Source organism: Enterobacter sp. SENG-6, from assembly GCF_001605945.1.
Lineage (GTDB): Bacteria > Pseudomonadota > Gammaproteobacteria > Enterobacterales > Enterobacteriaceae > Enterobacter > Enterobacter cloacae.
Genome location: NZ_LOMM01000025.1, coordinates 1 through 13,657, shown reverse-complemented (window position 1 = coordinate 13,657; position 13,657 = coordinate 1). Strand labels below are relative to the sequence as shown.

General features: G+C 52.7%; 14 protein-coding genes and 1 other annotated feature. Of the genes, 6 read left to right on the top strand and 8 right to left on the bottom strand.

The window, feature by feature from the left end:
- Position 1: 1 nt before the first annotated feature.
- The 4 genes from AX755_RS13785 to AX755_RS13770 all read right to left on the bottom strand — a co-directional run bounded on the left by AX755_RS13785 (position 2) and on the right by AX755_RS13770 (position 2,777).
- On the bottom strand, positions 2-487 hold the full coding sequence (locus AX755_RS13785) for an OmpA family protein (RefSeq protein ID WP_062856918.1): 486 nt from the start codon (positions 485-487) through the stop codon (positions 2-4).
- 12 nt (positions 488-499) lie between these two features.
- Positions 500-1,720: a diguanylate cyclase DgcN gene (gene dgcN / locus AX755_RS13780; RefSeq protein WP_029882087.1), complete on the bottom strand. Its 1,221-nt coding sequence runs from the start codon at positions 1,718-1,720 to the stop codon at positions 500-502.
- The gene (locus AX755_RS13775; RefSeq protein WP_028028085.1) at positions 1,713-2,249 is read right to left on the bottom strand and encodes a YfiR family protein; all 537 of its coding nucleotides are present in this window, start codon (positions 2,247-2,249) and stop codon (positions 1,713-1,715) included. The genes dgcN and AX755_RS13775 overlap by 8 nt, the downstream gene beginning before the upstream one ends.
- Before the next feature lie 153 nt (positions 2,250-2,402).
- The gene (locus AX755_RS13770; protein ID WP_045294704.1) at positions 2,403-2,777 is read right to left on the bottom strand and encodes a DUF2799 domain-containing protein; all 375 of its coding nucleotides are present in this window, start codon (positions 2,775-2,777) and stop codon (positions 2,403-2,405) included.
- A gap of 214 nt (positions 2,778-2,991) precedes the next feature.
- On the opposite strand from AX755_RS13770, the gene aroF reads away from it, so the two are divergent.
- Genes aroF through AX755_RS13755 form a run of 3 tightly spaced genes read left to right on the top strand, consistent with a single transcriptional unit; the run spans position 2,992 to position 6,127 of the window.
- Positions 2,992-4,062, top strand: coding sequence for a 3-deoxy-7-phosphoheptulonate synthase AroF (aroF, locus tag AX755_RS13765; protein ID WP_013098343.1), 1,071 nt, complete (start codon positions 2,992-2,994; stop codon positions 4,060-4,062).
- A 10-nt stretch (positions 4,063-4,072) separates the two neighbouring features.
- Positions 4,073-5,194, top strand: coding sequence for a bifunctional chorismate mutase/prephenate dehydrogenase (gene tyrA, locus AX755_RS13760; protein ID WP_013098342.1), 1,122 nt, complete (start codon positions 4,073-4,075; stop codon positions 5,192-5,194).
- Positions 5,195-5,254: 60 nt separating this feature from the next.
- Positions 5,255-6,127: an SMP-30/gluconolactonase/LRE family protein gene (locus AX755_RS13755; protein WP_062856917.1), complete on the top strand. Its 873-nt coding sequence runs from the start codon at positions 5,255-5,257 to the stop codon at positions 6,125-6,127.
- Here the strand turns inward: AX755_RS13755 and pheA are convergent.
- The 4 genes from pheA to bamD all read right to left on the bottom strand — a co-directional run bounded on the left by pheA (position 6,124) and on the right by bamD (position 8,891).
- Positions 6,124-7,284, bottom strand: coding sequence for a bifunctional chorismate mutase/prephenate dehydratase (gene pheA / locus AX755_RS13750; protein WP_062856916.1), 1,161 nt, complete (start codon positions 7,282-7,284; stop codon positions 6,124-6,126). The genes AX755_RS13755 and pheA overlap by 4 nt on opposite strands.
- Before the next feature lie 30 nt (positions 7,285-7,314).
- Positions 7,315-7,440 (bottom strand) — a sequence feature (Phe leader region).
- Positions 7,392-7,439: a pheA operon leader peptide PheL gene (gene pheL, locus AX755_RS25365; RefSeq protein WP_100249759.1), complete on the bottom strand. Its 48-nt coding sequence runs from the start codon at positions 7,437-7,439 to the stop codon at positions 7,392-7,394. Its footprint overlaps the feature before it by 48 nt.
- Before the next feature lie 103 nt (positions 7,441-7,543).
- Complete coding sequence (gene raiA, locus AX755_RS13745) at positions 7,544-7,885, bottom strand: ribosome-associated translation inhibitor RaiA (RefSeq protein WP_008502470.1); 342 nt, start codon at positions 7,883-7,885, stop codon at positions 7,544-7,546.
- Positions 7,886-8,153: 268 nt separating this feature from the next.
- Positions 8,154-8,891 carry an outer membrane protein assembly factor BamD gene (gene bamD, locus AX755_RS13740; RefSeq protein ID WP_013098339.1) on the bottom strand — a complete coding sequence of 246 codons (738 nt, stop codon included), beginning with the start codon at positions 8,889-8,891 and terminating at the stop codon, positions 8,154-8,156.
- Positions 8,892-9,022: 131 nt separating this feature from the next.
- Between bamD and rluD the strand changes: the two genes are divergently transcribed.
- The 3 genes from rluD (at position 9,023) to clpB (ending at position 13,434) form a co-directional block, all read left to right on the top strand.
- Positions 9,023-10,003, top strand: coding sequence for a 23S rRNA pseudouridine(1911/1915/1917) synthase RluD (gene rluD, locus AX755_RS13735; RefSeq protein ID WP_029882082.1), 981 nt, complete (start codon positions 9,023-9,025; stop codon positions 10,001-10,003).
- On the top strand, positions 10,000-10,731 hold the full coding sequence (gene yfiH, locus AX755_RS13730; RefSeq protein ID WP_062856915.1) for a purine nucleoside phosphorylase YfiH: 732 nt from the start codon (positions 10,000-10,002) through the stop codon (positions 10,729-10,731). Before rluD ends, yfiH begins: the two co-directional genes overlap by 4 nt.
- A gap of 129 nt (positions 10,732-10,860) precedes the next feature.
- Complete coding sequence (gene clpB, locus AX755_RS13725) at positions 10,861-13,434, top strand: ATP-dependent chaperone ClpB (RefSeq protein ID WP_013098336.1); 2,574 nt, start codon at positions 10,861-10,863, stop codon at positions 13,432-13,434.
- The last annotated feature ends 223 nt before the right edge of the window (positions 13,435-13,657 follow it).

The following is a 13,657-nucleotide window of genomic DNA, read 5'->3' as shown; positions in this document are numbered from 1 at the left end:
GCTATGGCGTGCTGATGACCACCGCGACCCGACGGTTTTCAGCACGCCCTTGCGCCGTACTGTTGCTGGAAACCGGATATTTTTTTCCTAATCCCTGCGTGGTGAGGTTGCTGCGCGGGATATTGGCGCCTTTGGCCCAGACGTCAGCCACCGCATTGGCACGTTTTAACGACAGCGCTTCATTGTAGCTCTCTTCACCGTAATTATCGGTGTGGCCATCCATACGGGCGTGTTTCAGGCCGGTAGCCGCCAGGCGAGAGGCCATGGTGCGGATCTGCGCTTCACTTTCCGGGCGCAGTCTGGCGTCATTTTTATCAAACAGGATCGTATCTGACAGGCCCAAAGACCAGTCGCCATTCAGTTCGTTAAAACCGTATGACTTCATCGCCGCAATTTGCTCAGGGGTGAATTTACCTTCAGGCGGTGACTGACAACCCGTCAGTACCATCGAAGCGAGAAATAACGGCGCGAAGTATCGCTTTAACATATCGTATCCTTTCTAAGTTATTGCTTTTGTACGCTGGTTTTTATCCTGGTACATGTTGCGGTCGGCTTGCTCCAGTAATGCTTCCACAGAGGCACTTTCCCACGCCAGAGCAAAGCCAATGCTAAGTGACATCGTTGCTGTCTGCCCGTTATGCAGATCGAACGGGCGCATAAACTGCTGCGACAGCGCAGCACAAATCTGTTGAACCTCTGCGGCAGACTGTACGCCGTACAGCACCATCGCAAACTCGTCACCGCCAAGGCGGTATGACTGATGACGTTTATCGCCAAACTCAACCATCCGGCGCGCGACTTCAATCAGGACGCAATCGCCCGCAGCATGTCCCCAGGTATCGTTAATAAACTTGAAATTATCACCGTCGAGGAAGAGCAGGGCAGTGTTGGTTTTTGCGGAGGCGTCGTGCATTAATGCCGCGATGCTGCTACGAAACGCCGCCCGATTGGCGAGGCCGGTGAGAGGATCGTGCATGGCGGTACGCAGTAACTGAGCGTTTTTCGCCTGCAGCTTAAGCTGCCACTCTTCCATTTCATCCAGCAGACTGTTGAAATCTTCGCCAAACTGGTGGAATTCTTCGATGCGGCCATCCTTCACCCGCCGGGAAAAGTTGCGGTTGGTGCGTACGTCATGCACGACATCGGTGATGTTTTGCAGCGCCGTGACCATGCCATGATGCAGAGATTGTGTAATCGTAAGCGCGACGGCGGTGGCAAAAAGAATACAGCCGGTAAGAACGGCAAACGACAACCAGATGAAATGGCTGATGAGATTATCGCGTGCGGTCAGGCGAATTTCGCCGATCGCATTACCGTTATGCATGATGGGCTGTGCGACCGGGTCGGGGAACAGCCAGCGGCTAACCAATGCACCCAGCGTGTCGTTATTCTCTTCCGGGTTCCAGGACCAGTAAGCAAACCGCTTTTTATGCGCGTTAAGAACCTCAGCCACGGCAAACTGGCCCTGTTTACCCAGGGTGGCGAGCGTTTCGTTAGCCGCCAGCGAATCATTAAACACCAGTGAGGCTTCAAGGCTGTGGCTCATTGTTGCGCCGGTTAATTCGAGATTTTTTTGGGCGTATTGCTTTAATGTCACCACGGAAGCAAAACAGAGCAGGAGCCAAATTAACGTCATGGTGATGATGACGCTTATCATGCTGATTCGTCTCAACGTGCTTTTAAACGTTGGACGTGGCGTTGAAGTGATTTCTTTATCCATGCTGCTTATTCCGTGCCAGCATTAATACATCCGGATTGACGCGTACGCCACTGCGCGTCAATGCATCCAGATTAACGGAAAATCTGACCTGGTTATGATCGATTATCAGGCAGAATGCACTGCCAATAACACATTCCGGATTCTGCTCTGAGATTAATAGCAATGCTCTGCCCTGATATTGACTTATTAATTCAAGTTGTTTTGCAGGCGATTCAGCCCCGAAATAAATAGCATCACACGTCGCGGACAGGGCTTCCTGATCGTTACGTACAATGACGGGAGTATAAGGTAACTCGCTTTGCCCTTCTTCGCTGCTCAGTGCTTGCGTGTAGTGAGACGAGGCATAAACGCAGAGTTTAGGTTGCCCGGAAAGTGACGGCCATCGGGTATAGCTCACAATACCCGATACAATCGAACGTACCGATTTATCGGTTTCTGTGAACGTGGCTGCCGGTGCTGGGCCCACCATAAAGAACAGCATTAGCACCAGAGTGAGTCGGAACAAAGAGATCAAGAATGAATTTCTCACCAGAATCCGCCATACCGCTCTGGAAATAGATGTCCTTACGAGTTGTCGGCAGAATACCATTGTTTATCAAAGCCGTCATTATGTCAGAAATGTACTGAGTACGACCTAAGCTAAATCCTACAGTTGTATATATTCCGGCGTATAAAAAACGGCTTAATTAAGTCTGCTGGAACGCATACTTTCATCCATTCCTTGTTGCCATGATTCATGCAGTTTTGCTGCGTTTTCAACAGTATCACAACTGGCCGGGAAAGATTTACCTGCTATTCCCCAGGCGTGAATAAAACCTTCCTCACACACTTTTTTCTGTCCGTCGGCGTAGCCACGAAGATATTCACTACGATCAACCTGCGGGTCGTTAAAACTATCGGCCAGCGTCTGATTATCTTTAACCGGCAGACCATTCATGGCGTCTTCTTTACCCGCATCAAACCAGCTGGGACTAGTCCAGTCGGGCTGGAAGGTATAAGGGTTGATCTCACAGCCCGATAAAAACAGCGACAACAGCATCAGAGCGATTGAACGCATAGCCATTCTCCTTTTTTCTTCAGCATAGCCTGGCAAAAGAAAATGGTGGTGTAATTTTATGTTTACGATTTTGTCGGTTGATTTTTGCAGTAAAATGGACTTTGTAAAGTAAAGTGTACGTATTTTGGATTGAAATCTTTACTTGTTGTGGTATCGTTGTTTCACCTCTTCGAGGAAAACACCTATCGCAAACGAGCTTTACAGGATCGCCATCATGCAAAAAGACGCGCTGAACAACGTACATATTACTGACGAACAGGTTTTGATTACACCGGATCAACTGAAAGCGGAGTTCCCGCTGAGCGCCGCGCAGGAGGCTCAAATTGAGCACTCGCGCCAGACCATTTCTGACATTATCGCTGGCCGCGATCCGCGTCTGCTGGTGGTATGTGGTCCTTGTTCCATTCACGATCCTGAAACCGCCATTGAGTACGCTCGTCGATTTAAAGCATTAGCGGAGGAGGTCAGCGATAGCCTCTACCTGGTGATGCGCGTCTATTTTGAGAAGCCACGTACCACCGTTGGCTGGAAAGGGTTGATTAACGATCCGCACATGGATGGCTCGTTTGATGTGGAAGCCGGTCTGAAGATTGCGCGTCGCCTGCTGGTTGAGCTGGTCAGCATGGGGCTGCCACTGGCAACCGAAGCGCTGGATCCGAACAGCCCGCAGTACCTGGGCGATCTGTTTAGCTGGTCTGCGATTGGTGCGCGTACTACGGAATCACAAACCCACCGTGAAATGGCGTCTGGTCTGTCGATGCCGGTTGGTTTTAAAAACGGGACCGACGGTAGCCTTGCCACGGCGATCAACGCCATGCGCGCCGCGGCCATGCCGCATCGCTTTGTAGGTATTAACCAGGCGGGCCAGGTTTGTCTCCTGCAGACGCAGGGTAATCCGGACGGTCATGTGATCCTGCGTGGCGGTAAAGCGCCAAACTACAGCCCGGCAGATGTGGCACAGTGTGAAAAAGAGATGGAGCAGGCGGGACTGCGCCCGGCACTGATGGTAGATTGCAGTCATGGTAATTCGAACAAAGATTACCGTCGTCAGCCTGCGGTGGCGGAATCGGTGGTCGCACAAATCAAAGACGGCAACCGTTCTATTATCGGTCTGATGATTGAGAGCAATATTCATGAAGGCAATCAATCATCTGAACAACCGCGCAGCGCAATGAAGTACGGTGTGTCCGTGACGGATGCCTGCATCAGCTGGGAAACCACCGATGCGCTGCTGCGTGAGATCCACAAAGATATAAACGGCCAGCTGGCGACGCGTCTGGCTTAAGAGGTTAGGTATGGTTGCTGAATTGACCGCATTACGCGATCAAATTGATGAAGTGGATAAGGCGCTGCTGGATCTGTTAGCGCGCCGTATGGCGCTGGTTGCCGAGGTGGGTGAGGTCAAAAGCAAATATGGCCTGCCGATTTACGTTCCGGAGCGCGAGGCCTCCATGCTGGCTTCCCGTCGTAAAGAGGCCCAGGCGCTGGGCGTCTCGCCGGATTTGATTGAAGATGTCTTGCGTCGTGTGATGCGGGAGTCCTACTCCAGCGAAAACGATAAAGGCTTCAAAACCCTTTGCCCGTCCCTGCGCCCGGTCGTTATTGTGGGCGGGGCGGGCCAGATGGGGCGGCTGTTTGAAAAAATGCTGACCCTGTCTGGCTATCAGGTGCGTATCCTGGAAAAAGAGGACTGGGCAAAAGCACCGGAGCTGATGAAAGATGCCGGAATGGTCATCGTCAGCGTGCCGATTCACGTGACGGAGCAGATCATTGCGAAGCTTCCTCCGCTACCTGCAGATTGCATCCTGGTGGATTTAGCGTCCGTGAAAAATGGTCCGCTGCAGGCAATGCTGGCTGCGCACACGGGGCCGGTCCTGGGGCTACATCCTATGTTTGGCCCGGACAGCGGCAGCCTGGCGAAACAGGTGGTGGTCTACTGCGATGGTCGTCAGCCGGAAGCCTACCAGTGGTTCCTGGAACAGATTCAGGTTTGGGGCGCGCGGCTGCACCGCATCAGCGCGGTTGAACACGATCAGAACATGGCGTTCATCCAGGCGCTGCGCCACTTTGCGACCTTTGCCTATGGGCTGCATCTGGCGGAAGAGAATGTGCAGCTTGAGCAGTTATTGGCACTCTCTTCGCCTATCTATCGTCTGGAGCTGGCGATGGTGGGGCGTCTGTTTGCTCAGGATCCCCAGCTTTACGCCGACATTATTATGTCGTCTGAGAACAACCTGGCACTGATTAAGCGTTACTACCAGCGTTTTGGCGAAGCCATTACGCTGCTGGAGCACGGCGACAAGCAGGCGTTTATCGACAGCTTCCGTAAGGTCGAACACTGGTTTGGCGATTACGCGCAACGTTTCCAGAGCGAGAGCCGCACGCTGTTGCGTCAGGCAAATGACAGTCGCCAGTAATGCGATGATGTATATACTGAAAGCCAGCATTGCTGGCTTTTTTCATTTTGGGGAACTGTCATGGCCGAACCGCAGCTGCTGTTGAACTACACCGGGCATCTGCCCGAATGCCCGACGTGGAGTGCAGAGGAAAATGCGCTTTACTGGGCGGATATTCTTGAAGGTGAGATCCACCGTTATCATTTATCCACGGCGGAACATACCGTGCTCTCTTTCCACGAAGAGGTGGGGTGTTTCGCCCTGCGCGAACGCGGCGGCTTTATCGTCGCGATGCGAAGCGGCATCTGGCTTTCCGATAAACACGGTCTGCTGCAGCGCAAAGTCTGTGATAATCCGTCGAATCCGCAGCTTGCGCGTTTCAATGATGGGGGAACCGATCACCGGGGCCAGTTCTACGCCGGGACCTTCTGGGCACCGGGTGATTACAACGGGGCGCTGCTGATGCGCATTGATAACGATCTGACGCCAAAAGTTATCCAGTGCGACATTCATGGCCATAATGGTCTGGCATTCAGCCCCGACCAGCGGTGGATGTTTACTTCTGATACGCCAAACGGCGTTATCTACCGTACCCCACTGGATGAGCAGGGGGAACCCGGTAAAAGGGAGGTATTCCGCCGGTTCAACGACGGCGAAGGGATACCTGACGGTGCCGCGATGGACGTGGAAGGCTGTTACTGGAGTGCGCTGTTTGATGGCTGGCGCATCGCGCGCTTTTCACCTCAGGGAGAGCAACTGGAAGAGTACCGAATGCCGGTCCGTTGCCCAACGATGGTCTGCTTTGGCGGTGACGATATGAAAACGCTGTTTATCACGACCACACGGGAAAATATGGATGCGCAGGAGGTGGCGCAATATCCCCTCTCCGGCGCTATCTTCACCCTGCCGGTCAGTGTGGCAGGGATGAAGAAAAGCCGGTTTATCGAACGTTAGCTTGGGTCAACCGGTACCACGTTTTCGCTCGGATAACAGCCCAGCACCTTCATTGAACGGGTGATTTCGCTCAGTTCACGCAGGGCTTTCTGCATGGACGGTGATTCCAGGTTGGCCTGAATGTCGAGATAGAACATCTCTTCCCACGGATTGCCGTGAATCGGGCGCGATTCGAGTCGGGTCATGATCAGATTGTGGTTACGCAGTACCAGCAGCGCTTCAACCAGTGCGCCTGCCTGCTGCCCGGTTGCCATCAACAGGGTGGTTTTGGCGGGCACCTGACCAGAGACATTAATGGCTTTGCGTGCCAGCACGATGAAGCGGGTAATGTTTTGCGTCTGGTTTGCCAGGTTACGTTCCAGAACCTGGAGACCATACAGCGCACCGCCCGCCTCGCTGCCCAGCGCCGCGACGGTGGGGGAGTTTGCCTGGGCGACTTTTTCCATCGCTGCGGAGGTGCTTTCGGTGTACTCAATTTTCCAGTTCGGATAACGGTTGAGGAACTGACTGCACTGCTGGAACGGCTGCGGATGGCTGTAGACCGTCTCGATGGTGCTCAAATCGGTTGAGCCAGAGACCAGCACGCAGTGATCGATAGGGATTGTCAGCTCCCCAACCAGCGACAGGCTGGTGTGTTGCAGCAAATCGTACACGTCGTTGATGGCACCGGAACTGGTGTTCTCAATCGGCACGACGGCGTAATCCGCCTGGCCGGTTTCCACCTGATTGAAAATATCGGCGAACTTTGCGCAGCCGCTCTCAATGAACTCTTCAAAATGACGTGCAGCGTACTGGCGGGCAGCCAGATGGGAGTAGGAGCCCTTAGGGCCAAGAAACGCGATGCGGGCAGAGTGCGGGTTGGTTTTATTCAGATGCTGCTGCAACAGCGCTTGCTGGGTCAGAACAGAGTCTTCGATGATGAGCTGGAACAAACGGGTGATGTAATGTGCGTCAAGGTGATGGGCTTTGCCGAGTTGAATCAGACGTTCCAGCAGGTCGCGTTCGCGGTCGATATCACGTACCGGACGGTGGGAGTCCAGTTTGGCTTTACCCACTTCGATGGCGAGCGCGCGGCGTTCAGCCAGAAGTGCCAGTAATTTTTCATCCAGCGCGCTAATTTTTACTCGCAGATCCAGTAACGGGTTTTCCGGTGTCATAGTGTTGTCTGTCTCGTTTTATCGTTATCAATAAAAAAGGCCTCCCGGTGTGGGAGGCCTTGTTGTTCGTCTTCGCATTCTTTATCACACGACGAAACGCCTCCCGTTCAGGGGAAGGTAAAAAAGAATGCGAAGAAAAACGGCGTCAGTTTCATGAAATCATCCTGTTGTTGATAACGTTAAAGTACCCGTACTGTTTTCACCCTGTCAATAAAAAACGCGCCCGAAGGCGCGTTGGCGGTAAACTCAATTTAAAGGATTACTCTTCTTCAACTTCTTCCGCGAAGCTGGCGTCTTTCACCGAGGTCGTGGCGCGACGGGCTTCACCTTTGTGCTGCACTTTATTGAGCTGCCGTTCCAGCTTGTTGATCAAATCGTTAATAGCGGTGTACATATCCTCGTGTTTTGCGCTGGCGACCAGATGGCCGTTTGGAGTATTGATAGTTGCGTCAGCGATGAAACCCTGCGGCTCCTTAGACAGGATGATATGTGGATTAATCAAGTGTGTTTGCCATTTATCCAGTTTGGCGAGACGGTCTGCGACGTGCTGGCGAATTGCCGGGGTAATTTCCATTTGTTTGCTGGTAATGTTCATTGTCATAAATTTTACCTCTTGTCTTTCCGTCTTGGTGATTCCAGCATACCTGTCCTAATGTCAAAATGTGTGATTTATATCACGTTATTTTGTCGGTTTTTGTCAGGGAATCTTTTTTGTGAGGCAGGGCAGGAAGAGGTGAGATTTACCTTGTCGAAGGCAAAAATTGCGGTCATAGTTGATAGGATGTGTTGAAGCTAAACCGCTTCAGCTTTGTCTGAATTGAATAAAAAAACGGCAGCCCGCGGGCTGCCGTTTTGCTTTGACGTCACTATCAGGTGTTGCTGCTGTTCGCGGCGATGATTTTTGCTACCTTGTCTGCCTGTGCGGTCATCTGCATCTGGCGGTAAGCATTTTCCATCAGCTTCAGGCCGTCGCGGGTCGCCTGCGTATCCGGATAATCACGTAGCATTCCTTCTACACGGTTAACCACGGCAACCCATGCGCCACGACGGGTGTAGTATTCAGCAACCGAGTATTCGTATTTCGCCAGACGGTCTTTCAGGAACACCAGACGTTTGGTGGCGTCGGTCACGTACTGGCTGTTCGGATAGCCGCGCACCAGTTTGGAAAAGTCGTTGAACGCATCACGCGCATGCTGCGGGTCACGGTCGGAGCGATCCACACCGAAGAAGCCCTGCAGGGCACTGTCATCCAGCGCCATGTTGGTCAGACCACGCATGTACATTACATAGTCGATGTTAGGATGAGTCGGGTTCAGACGCATGAAACGATCGATGGTTGCCTGAGCCAGCGGCAGATCGGCATTTTTATAGTATGCGTAGATGAGATCTAATTGTACCTGCTGCGAATACGGACCAAATGGATAGCGATTATCCAACGCTTCCAGTTGCGTTATCGCCTGTTTCCAGTTACCGTCCTGCAACTTTTGTTGTGCAGTCGCATAGATTTCATTCGGCGGATTGTCAGGGACCTGTTCATTTGAACCGGAGCAGCCCACCAAAGCCAGGCTCAACGTGGCCGCTGCCACCAGATATTTCATGCGCGTCATGACGTTTTGACTTTCCTCAAATGTTTGTCCGGGAGAAACTCTGTTCCTGCTCCCGATTAAGACCAGCTACAATAGCACACTATATTAAACGGCAAAGCCGTAAAACCCAACGTTAAACGAAGAAGCAGTTTATGGCACAACGAGTAGAACTCACCGCAACAGTCTCCGAAAATCAGCTCGGTCAACGCTTAGATCAAGCTTTGGCCGAATTGTTCCCTGATTATTCGCGTTCACGCATAAAAGAATGGATTCTTGACCAGCGCGTGCTGGTAAACGGTAAAGTCTGGGACAAACCGAAAGAGAAAGTGTTAGGTGGGGAAGCTGTCGCCATCAATGCTGAAATCGAAGAGGAAATCCGCTTCGAGCCACAGGATATCCCACTGGACATCGTCTATGAAGATGATGACATTCTGGTGATTAACAAGCCGCGCGACCTGGTTGTTCATCCGGGAGCGGGGAATCCTGACGGTACGGTACTTAACGCACTTCTCCATTATTATCCGCCGATTGCTGATGTACCGCGTGCCGGTATCGTGCATCGTCTGGATAAAGACACCACCGGTCTGATGGTGGTGGCAAAGACCGTACCTGCCCAGACTCGCCTGGTGGAATCACTGCAGCTGCGTGAGATCACCCGCGAATATGAAGCCGTGGCTATTGGCCATATGACCGCTGGCGGTACGGTTGATGAGCCGATCAGCCGTCACCCTACCAAACGTACTCATATGTCGGTGCATCCGATGGGTAAACCGGCGGTGACGCACTATCGCATTATGGAACATTTCCGCATTCATACGCGTCTGCGTCTGCGTCTGGAGACCGGTCGTACCCACCAGATCCGCGTGCATATGGCGCACATCACCCATCCGCTGGTGGGGGATCAGGTTTACGGTGGTCGTCCGCGTCCGCCAAAAGGAGCATCGGACGAGTTCATTAGCGTACTGCGCAAGTTTGATCGTCAGGCGCTGCACGCCACCATGCTGCGCCTTTATCACCCTATTTCAGGGATTCAAATGGAATGGCATGCGCCGATCCCGCAGGATATGGTGGAGCTTATTGACGCCATGCGCGCGGATTTTGAAGAACACAAAGATCAAGTGGACTGGTTATGACCAAACTGATTGTTCCGGAGTGGCCACTGCCTGAAGGTGTGGCTGCCTGCAGTTCAACCCGCGTTGGCGGGGTAAGTCAGGGGGCGTGGGCGTCTTTGAACCTTGGCGCACACTGCGGCGACAACCTGGAACACGTTGAAGAAAACCGCTCGCGGCTGTTTGCTGCGGGTAATTTACCGTCTAAACCGGTGTGGCTTGAGCAGGTTCACGGTAAAGCCGTGCTGAAGTTGACGGGAGAACCCTACGCGTCTAAACGTGCCGATGCCTCCTACAGCGATACGCCGGGAACAGTATGCGCGGTGATGACAGCCGATTGCCTGCCGGTGCTGTTTTGTAACCGTGCGGGTACCGAGGTTGCGGCTGCTCATGCGGGCTGGCGTGGTCTGTGTGAAGGCGTGCTGGAAGAGACCGTCGCCTGCTTCAAAGACGATCCAGCAAATATCATTGCCTGGCTTGGCCCGGCAATTGGTCCTCAGGCATTCGAGGTGGGCCCAGAGGTTCGTGAAGCGTTTATGGCAAAAGATCCGCAAGCCGTTAACGCTTTCGAACCCGTGGGGGAAAAATATCTGGCCGATATTTATCAGCTTGCACGTCAGCGTCTGAATAATATCAAGGTGACGCAGATCTTCGGCGGTGACCGCTGTACGTTCACCGAAAAAGGTGATTTCTTCTCTTATCGCCGCGACAAGACGACGGGGCGTATGGCAAGTTTTATTTGGCTGATATAACCTAAAGAATCAAGACGATCCGGCACGTGCCGTTTTCTTTTCACATAATTCAGGTCATTAACCTTGAATAATTGAGGGATGACCTCATTTAATCTCCAGTAGCAAATTTGACCTGTTATGGGAGGAGTTATGCGTCTGGATCGTCTTACTAATAAATTCCAGCTTGCTCTCGCCGATGCCCAGTCCCTTGCACTGGGGCACGACAACCAATTCATCGAACCTCTTCATTTAATGAGCGCCTTGCTAAATCAGGAAGGGGGATCGGTACGTCCATTATTAACGTCTGCTGGCATTAATGCTGGCCAGTTACGCACTGCCATCGATCAGGCGCTGAGCCGTTTACCGCAGGTAGAAGGTACCGGCGGCGACGTTCAGCCGTCCCAGGATCTGGTGCGGGTGCTGAACCTTTGCGACAAGCTGGCGCAAAAACGTGGGGACAACTTTATTTCGTCGGAACTGTTTGTTCTGGCGGCGCTTGAATCACGCGGTACCCTGACCGACCTGCTGAAAACTGCCGGCGCAACCACGGCCAATGTGACTCAGGCGATTGAGAAAATGCGTGGGGGTGAAAGCGTGAACGATCAGGGAGCCGAAGACCAACGTCAGGCTTTGAAAAAATTTACGGTCGATCTGACCGAGCGTGCTGAGCAGGGTAAACTTGACCCGGTGATCGGCCGTGATGAAGAAATTCGCCGTACTATTCAGGTTCTGCAGCGCCGTACCAAAAACAACCCGGTGCTGATTGGTGAACCGGGTGTTGGTAAAACCGCCATCGTTGAAGGACTGGCGCAGCGTATTGTAAACGGTGAAGTACCGGAAGGGCTGAAAGGCCGCCGTGTACTGGCGCTGGATATGGGGGCGCTGGTGGCCGGGGCGAAGTATCGCGGTGAATTCGAAGAGCGTCTGAAAGGGGTGCTTAACGATCTGGCAAAACAGGAAGGCAATGTCATTCTGTTTATCGATGAGTTGCACACCATGGTCGGTGCCGGTAAAGCAGACGGCGCGATGGATGCCGGGAACATGCTGAAACCTGCACTGGCACGCGGTGAACTTCACTGTGTGGGTGCCACGACGCTGGACGAGTACCGTCAGTACATTGAAAAAGATGCTGCACTTGAACGTCGTTTCCAGAAGGTGTTTGTCGCGGAACCAAGCGTGGAAGATACCATCGCGATCCTGCGTGGTCTGAAAGAACGTTATGAGCTGCACCACCATGTGCAGATCACTGACCCGGCGATTGTTGCGGCAGCGACGCTTTCGCATCGTTATATCGCCGACCGTCAGTTACCGGATAAAGCGATCGACCTTATCGATGAGGCCGCATCCAGCATTCGTATGCAGATAGACTCGAAACCGGAAGAGTTGGACAGACTCGACCGTCGTATCATTCAGCTCAAACTGGAACAGCAGGCACTCAAGAAAGAGTCTGATGAAGCCAGTAAAAAACGCCTCGATATGCTCAATGAGGAACTGGACGATAAAGAGCGCCAATATTCTGAGTTAGAAGAAGAGTGGAAGGCAGAGAAAGCGTCACTCTCTGGCACTCAGACCATTAAGGCTGAACTTGAACAGGCAAAAATTGCCATTGAGCAGGCGCGTCGTGTGGGTGACCTGGCGCGAATGTCAGAGTTGCAGTACGGCAAAATCCCTGAGCTGGAGAAACAGCTTGAGATTGCGACGCAGTCTGAAGGCAAAACGATGCGTCTGTTACGTAACAAAGTAACGGATGCGGAAATTGCTGAGGTGCTGGCGCGCTGGACCGGTATTCCGGTAGCACGCATGATGGAAAGCGAACGCGATAAACTGCTGCGCATGGAGCAGGATCTGCATCAGCGCGTGATTGGCCAGGACGAGGCGGTTGAAGCGGTTTCCAACGCCATCCGTCGTAGCCGCGCCGGATTGTCTGATCCTAATCGTCCGATTGGTTCGTTCCTGTTCCTGGGGCCAACCGGTGTCGGTAAAACCGAGCTGTGTAAGGCGCTGGCTAACTTTATGTTCGACAGTGACGACGCGATGGTGCGTATCGACATGTCCGAGTTTATGGAGAAACACTCCGTTTCACGTCTGGTGGGTGCGCCTCCGGGATATGTCGGTTATGAAGAGGGCGGTTACCTGACAGAAGCGGTACGCCGTCGCCCTTATTCCGTCATCCTGCTGGACGAAGTGGAAAAAGCGCACCCGGATGTGTTCAATATTCTGCTGCAGGTCCTGGATGATGGTCGTCTGACCGACGGGCAGGGGAGAACGGTGGATTTCCGTAATACGGTCGTGATCATGACATCGAACCTGGGTTCCGATTTGATTCAGGAACGTTTCGGTGAACTGGATTACAGCCATATGAAGGATCTGGTTCTGGGTGTGGTTAGCCATAACTTCCGTCCGGAGTTCATCAACCGTATCGATGAAGTGGTGGTATTCCATCCTCTGGGTGAGAAACACATTGCGTCGATTGCACAGATCCAGCTGCAGCGTCTGTACAAACGTCTGGAAGAGCGTGGATATGAAATTCACATCTCTGACGATGCGCTGAAACTGCTGAGCGAAAATGGTTACGATCCGGTTTACGGGGCGCGTCCGTTGAAACGTGCTATCCAGCAGCAGATCGAAAACCCGCTGGCGCAGCAGATACTGTCAGGCGAACTGGTTCCGGGCAAAGTTATCCGTCTGGAAGCCAACGACGACCGAATTGTGGCAGTGCAGTAAGTCACAAAACGCAAAAACGAGCCGCTTGCGGCTCGTTTTTGTTTAAAAACCAGGCCAGAATTGAGGTCTGGGATGTGATTTGCCTGGAAAGTGAGCAGTCAGTAAATAATTTTCACTTTATCCTTGCAGCTTCAGAATTACTCCCTATAATGCGCCTCCACTGACACGGAACAACGGCACACACGCCGCCGGGTCAGCAGAGAAAAGCAAATTAAACGCTTGA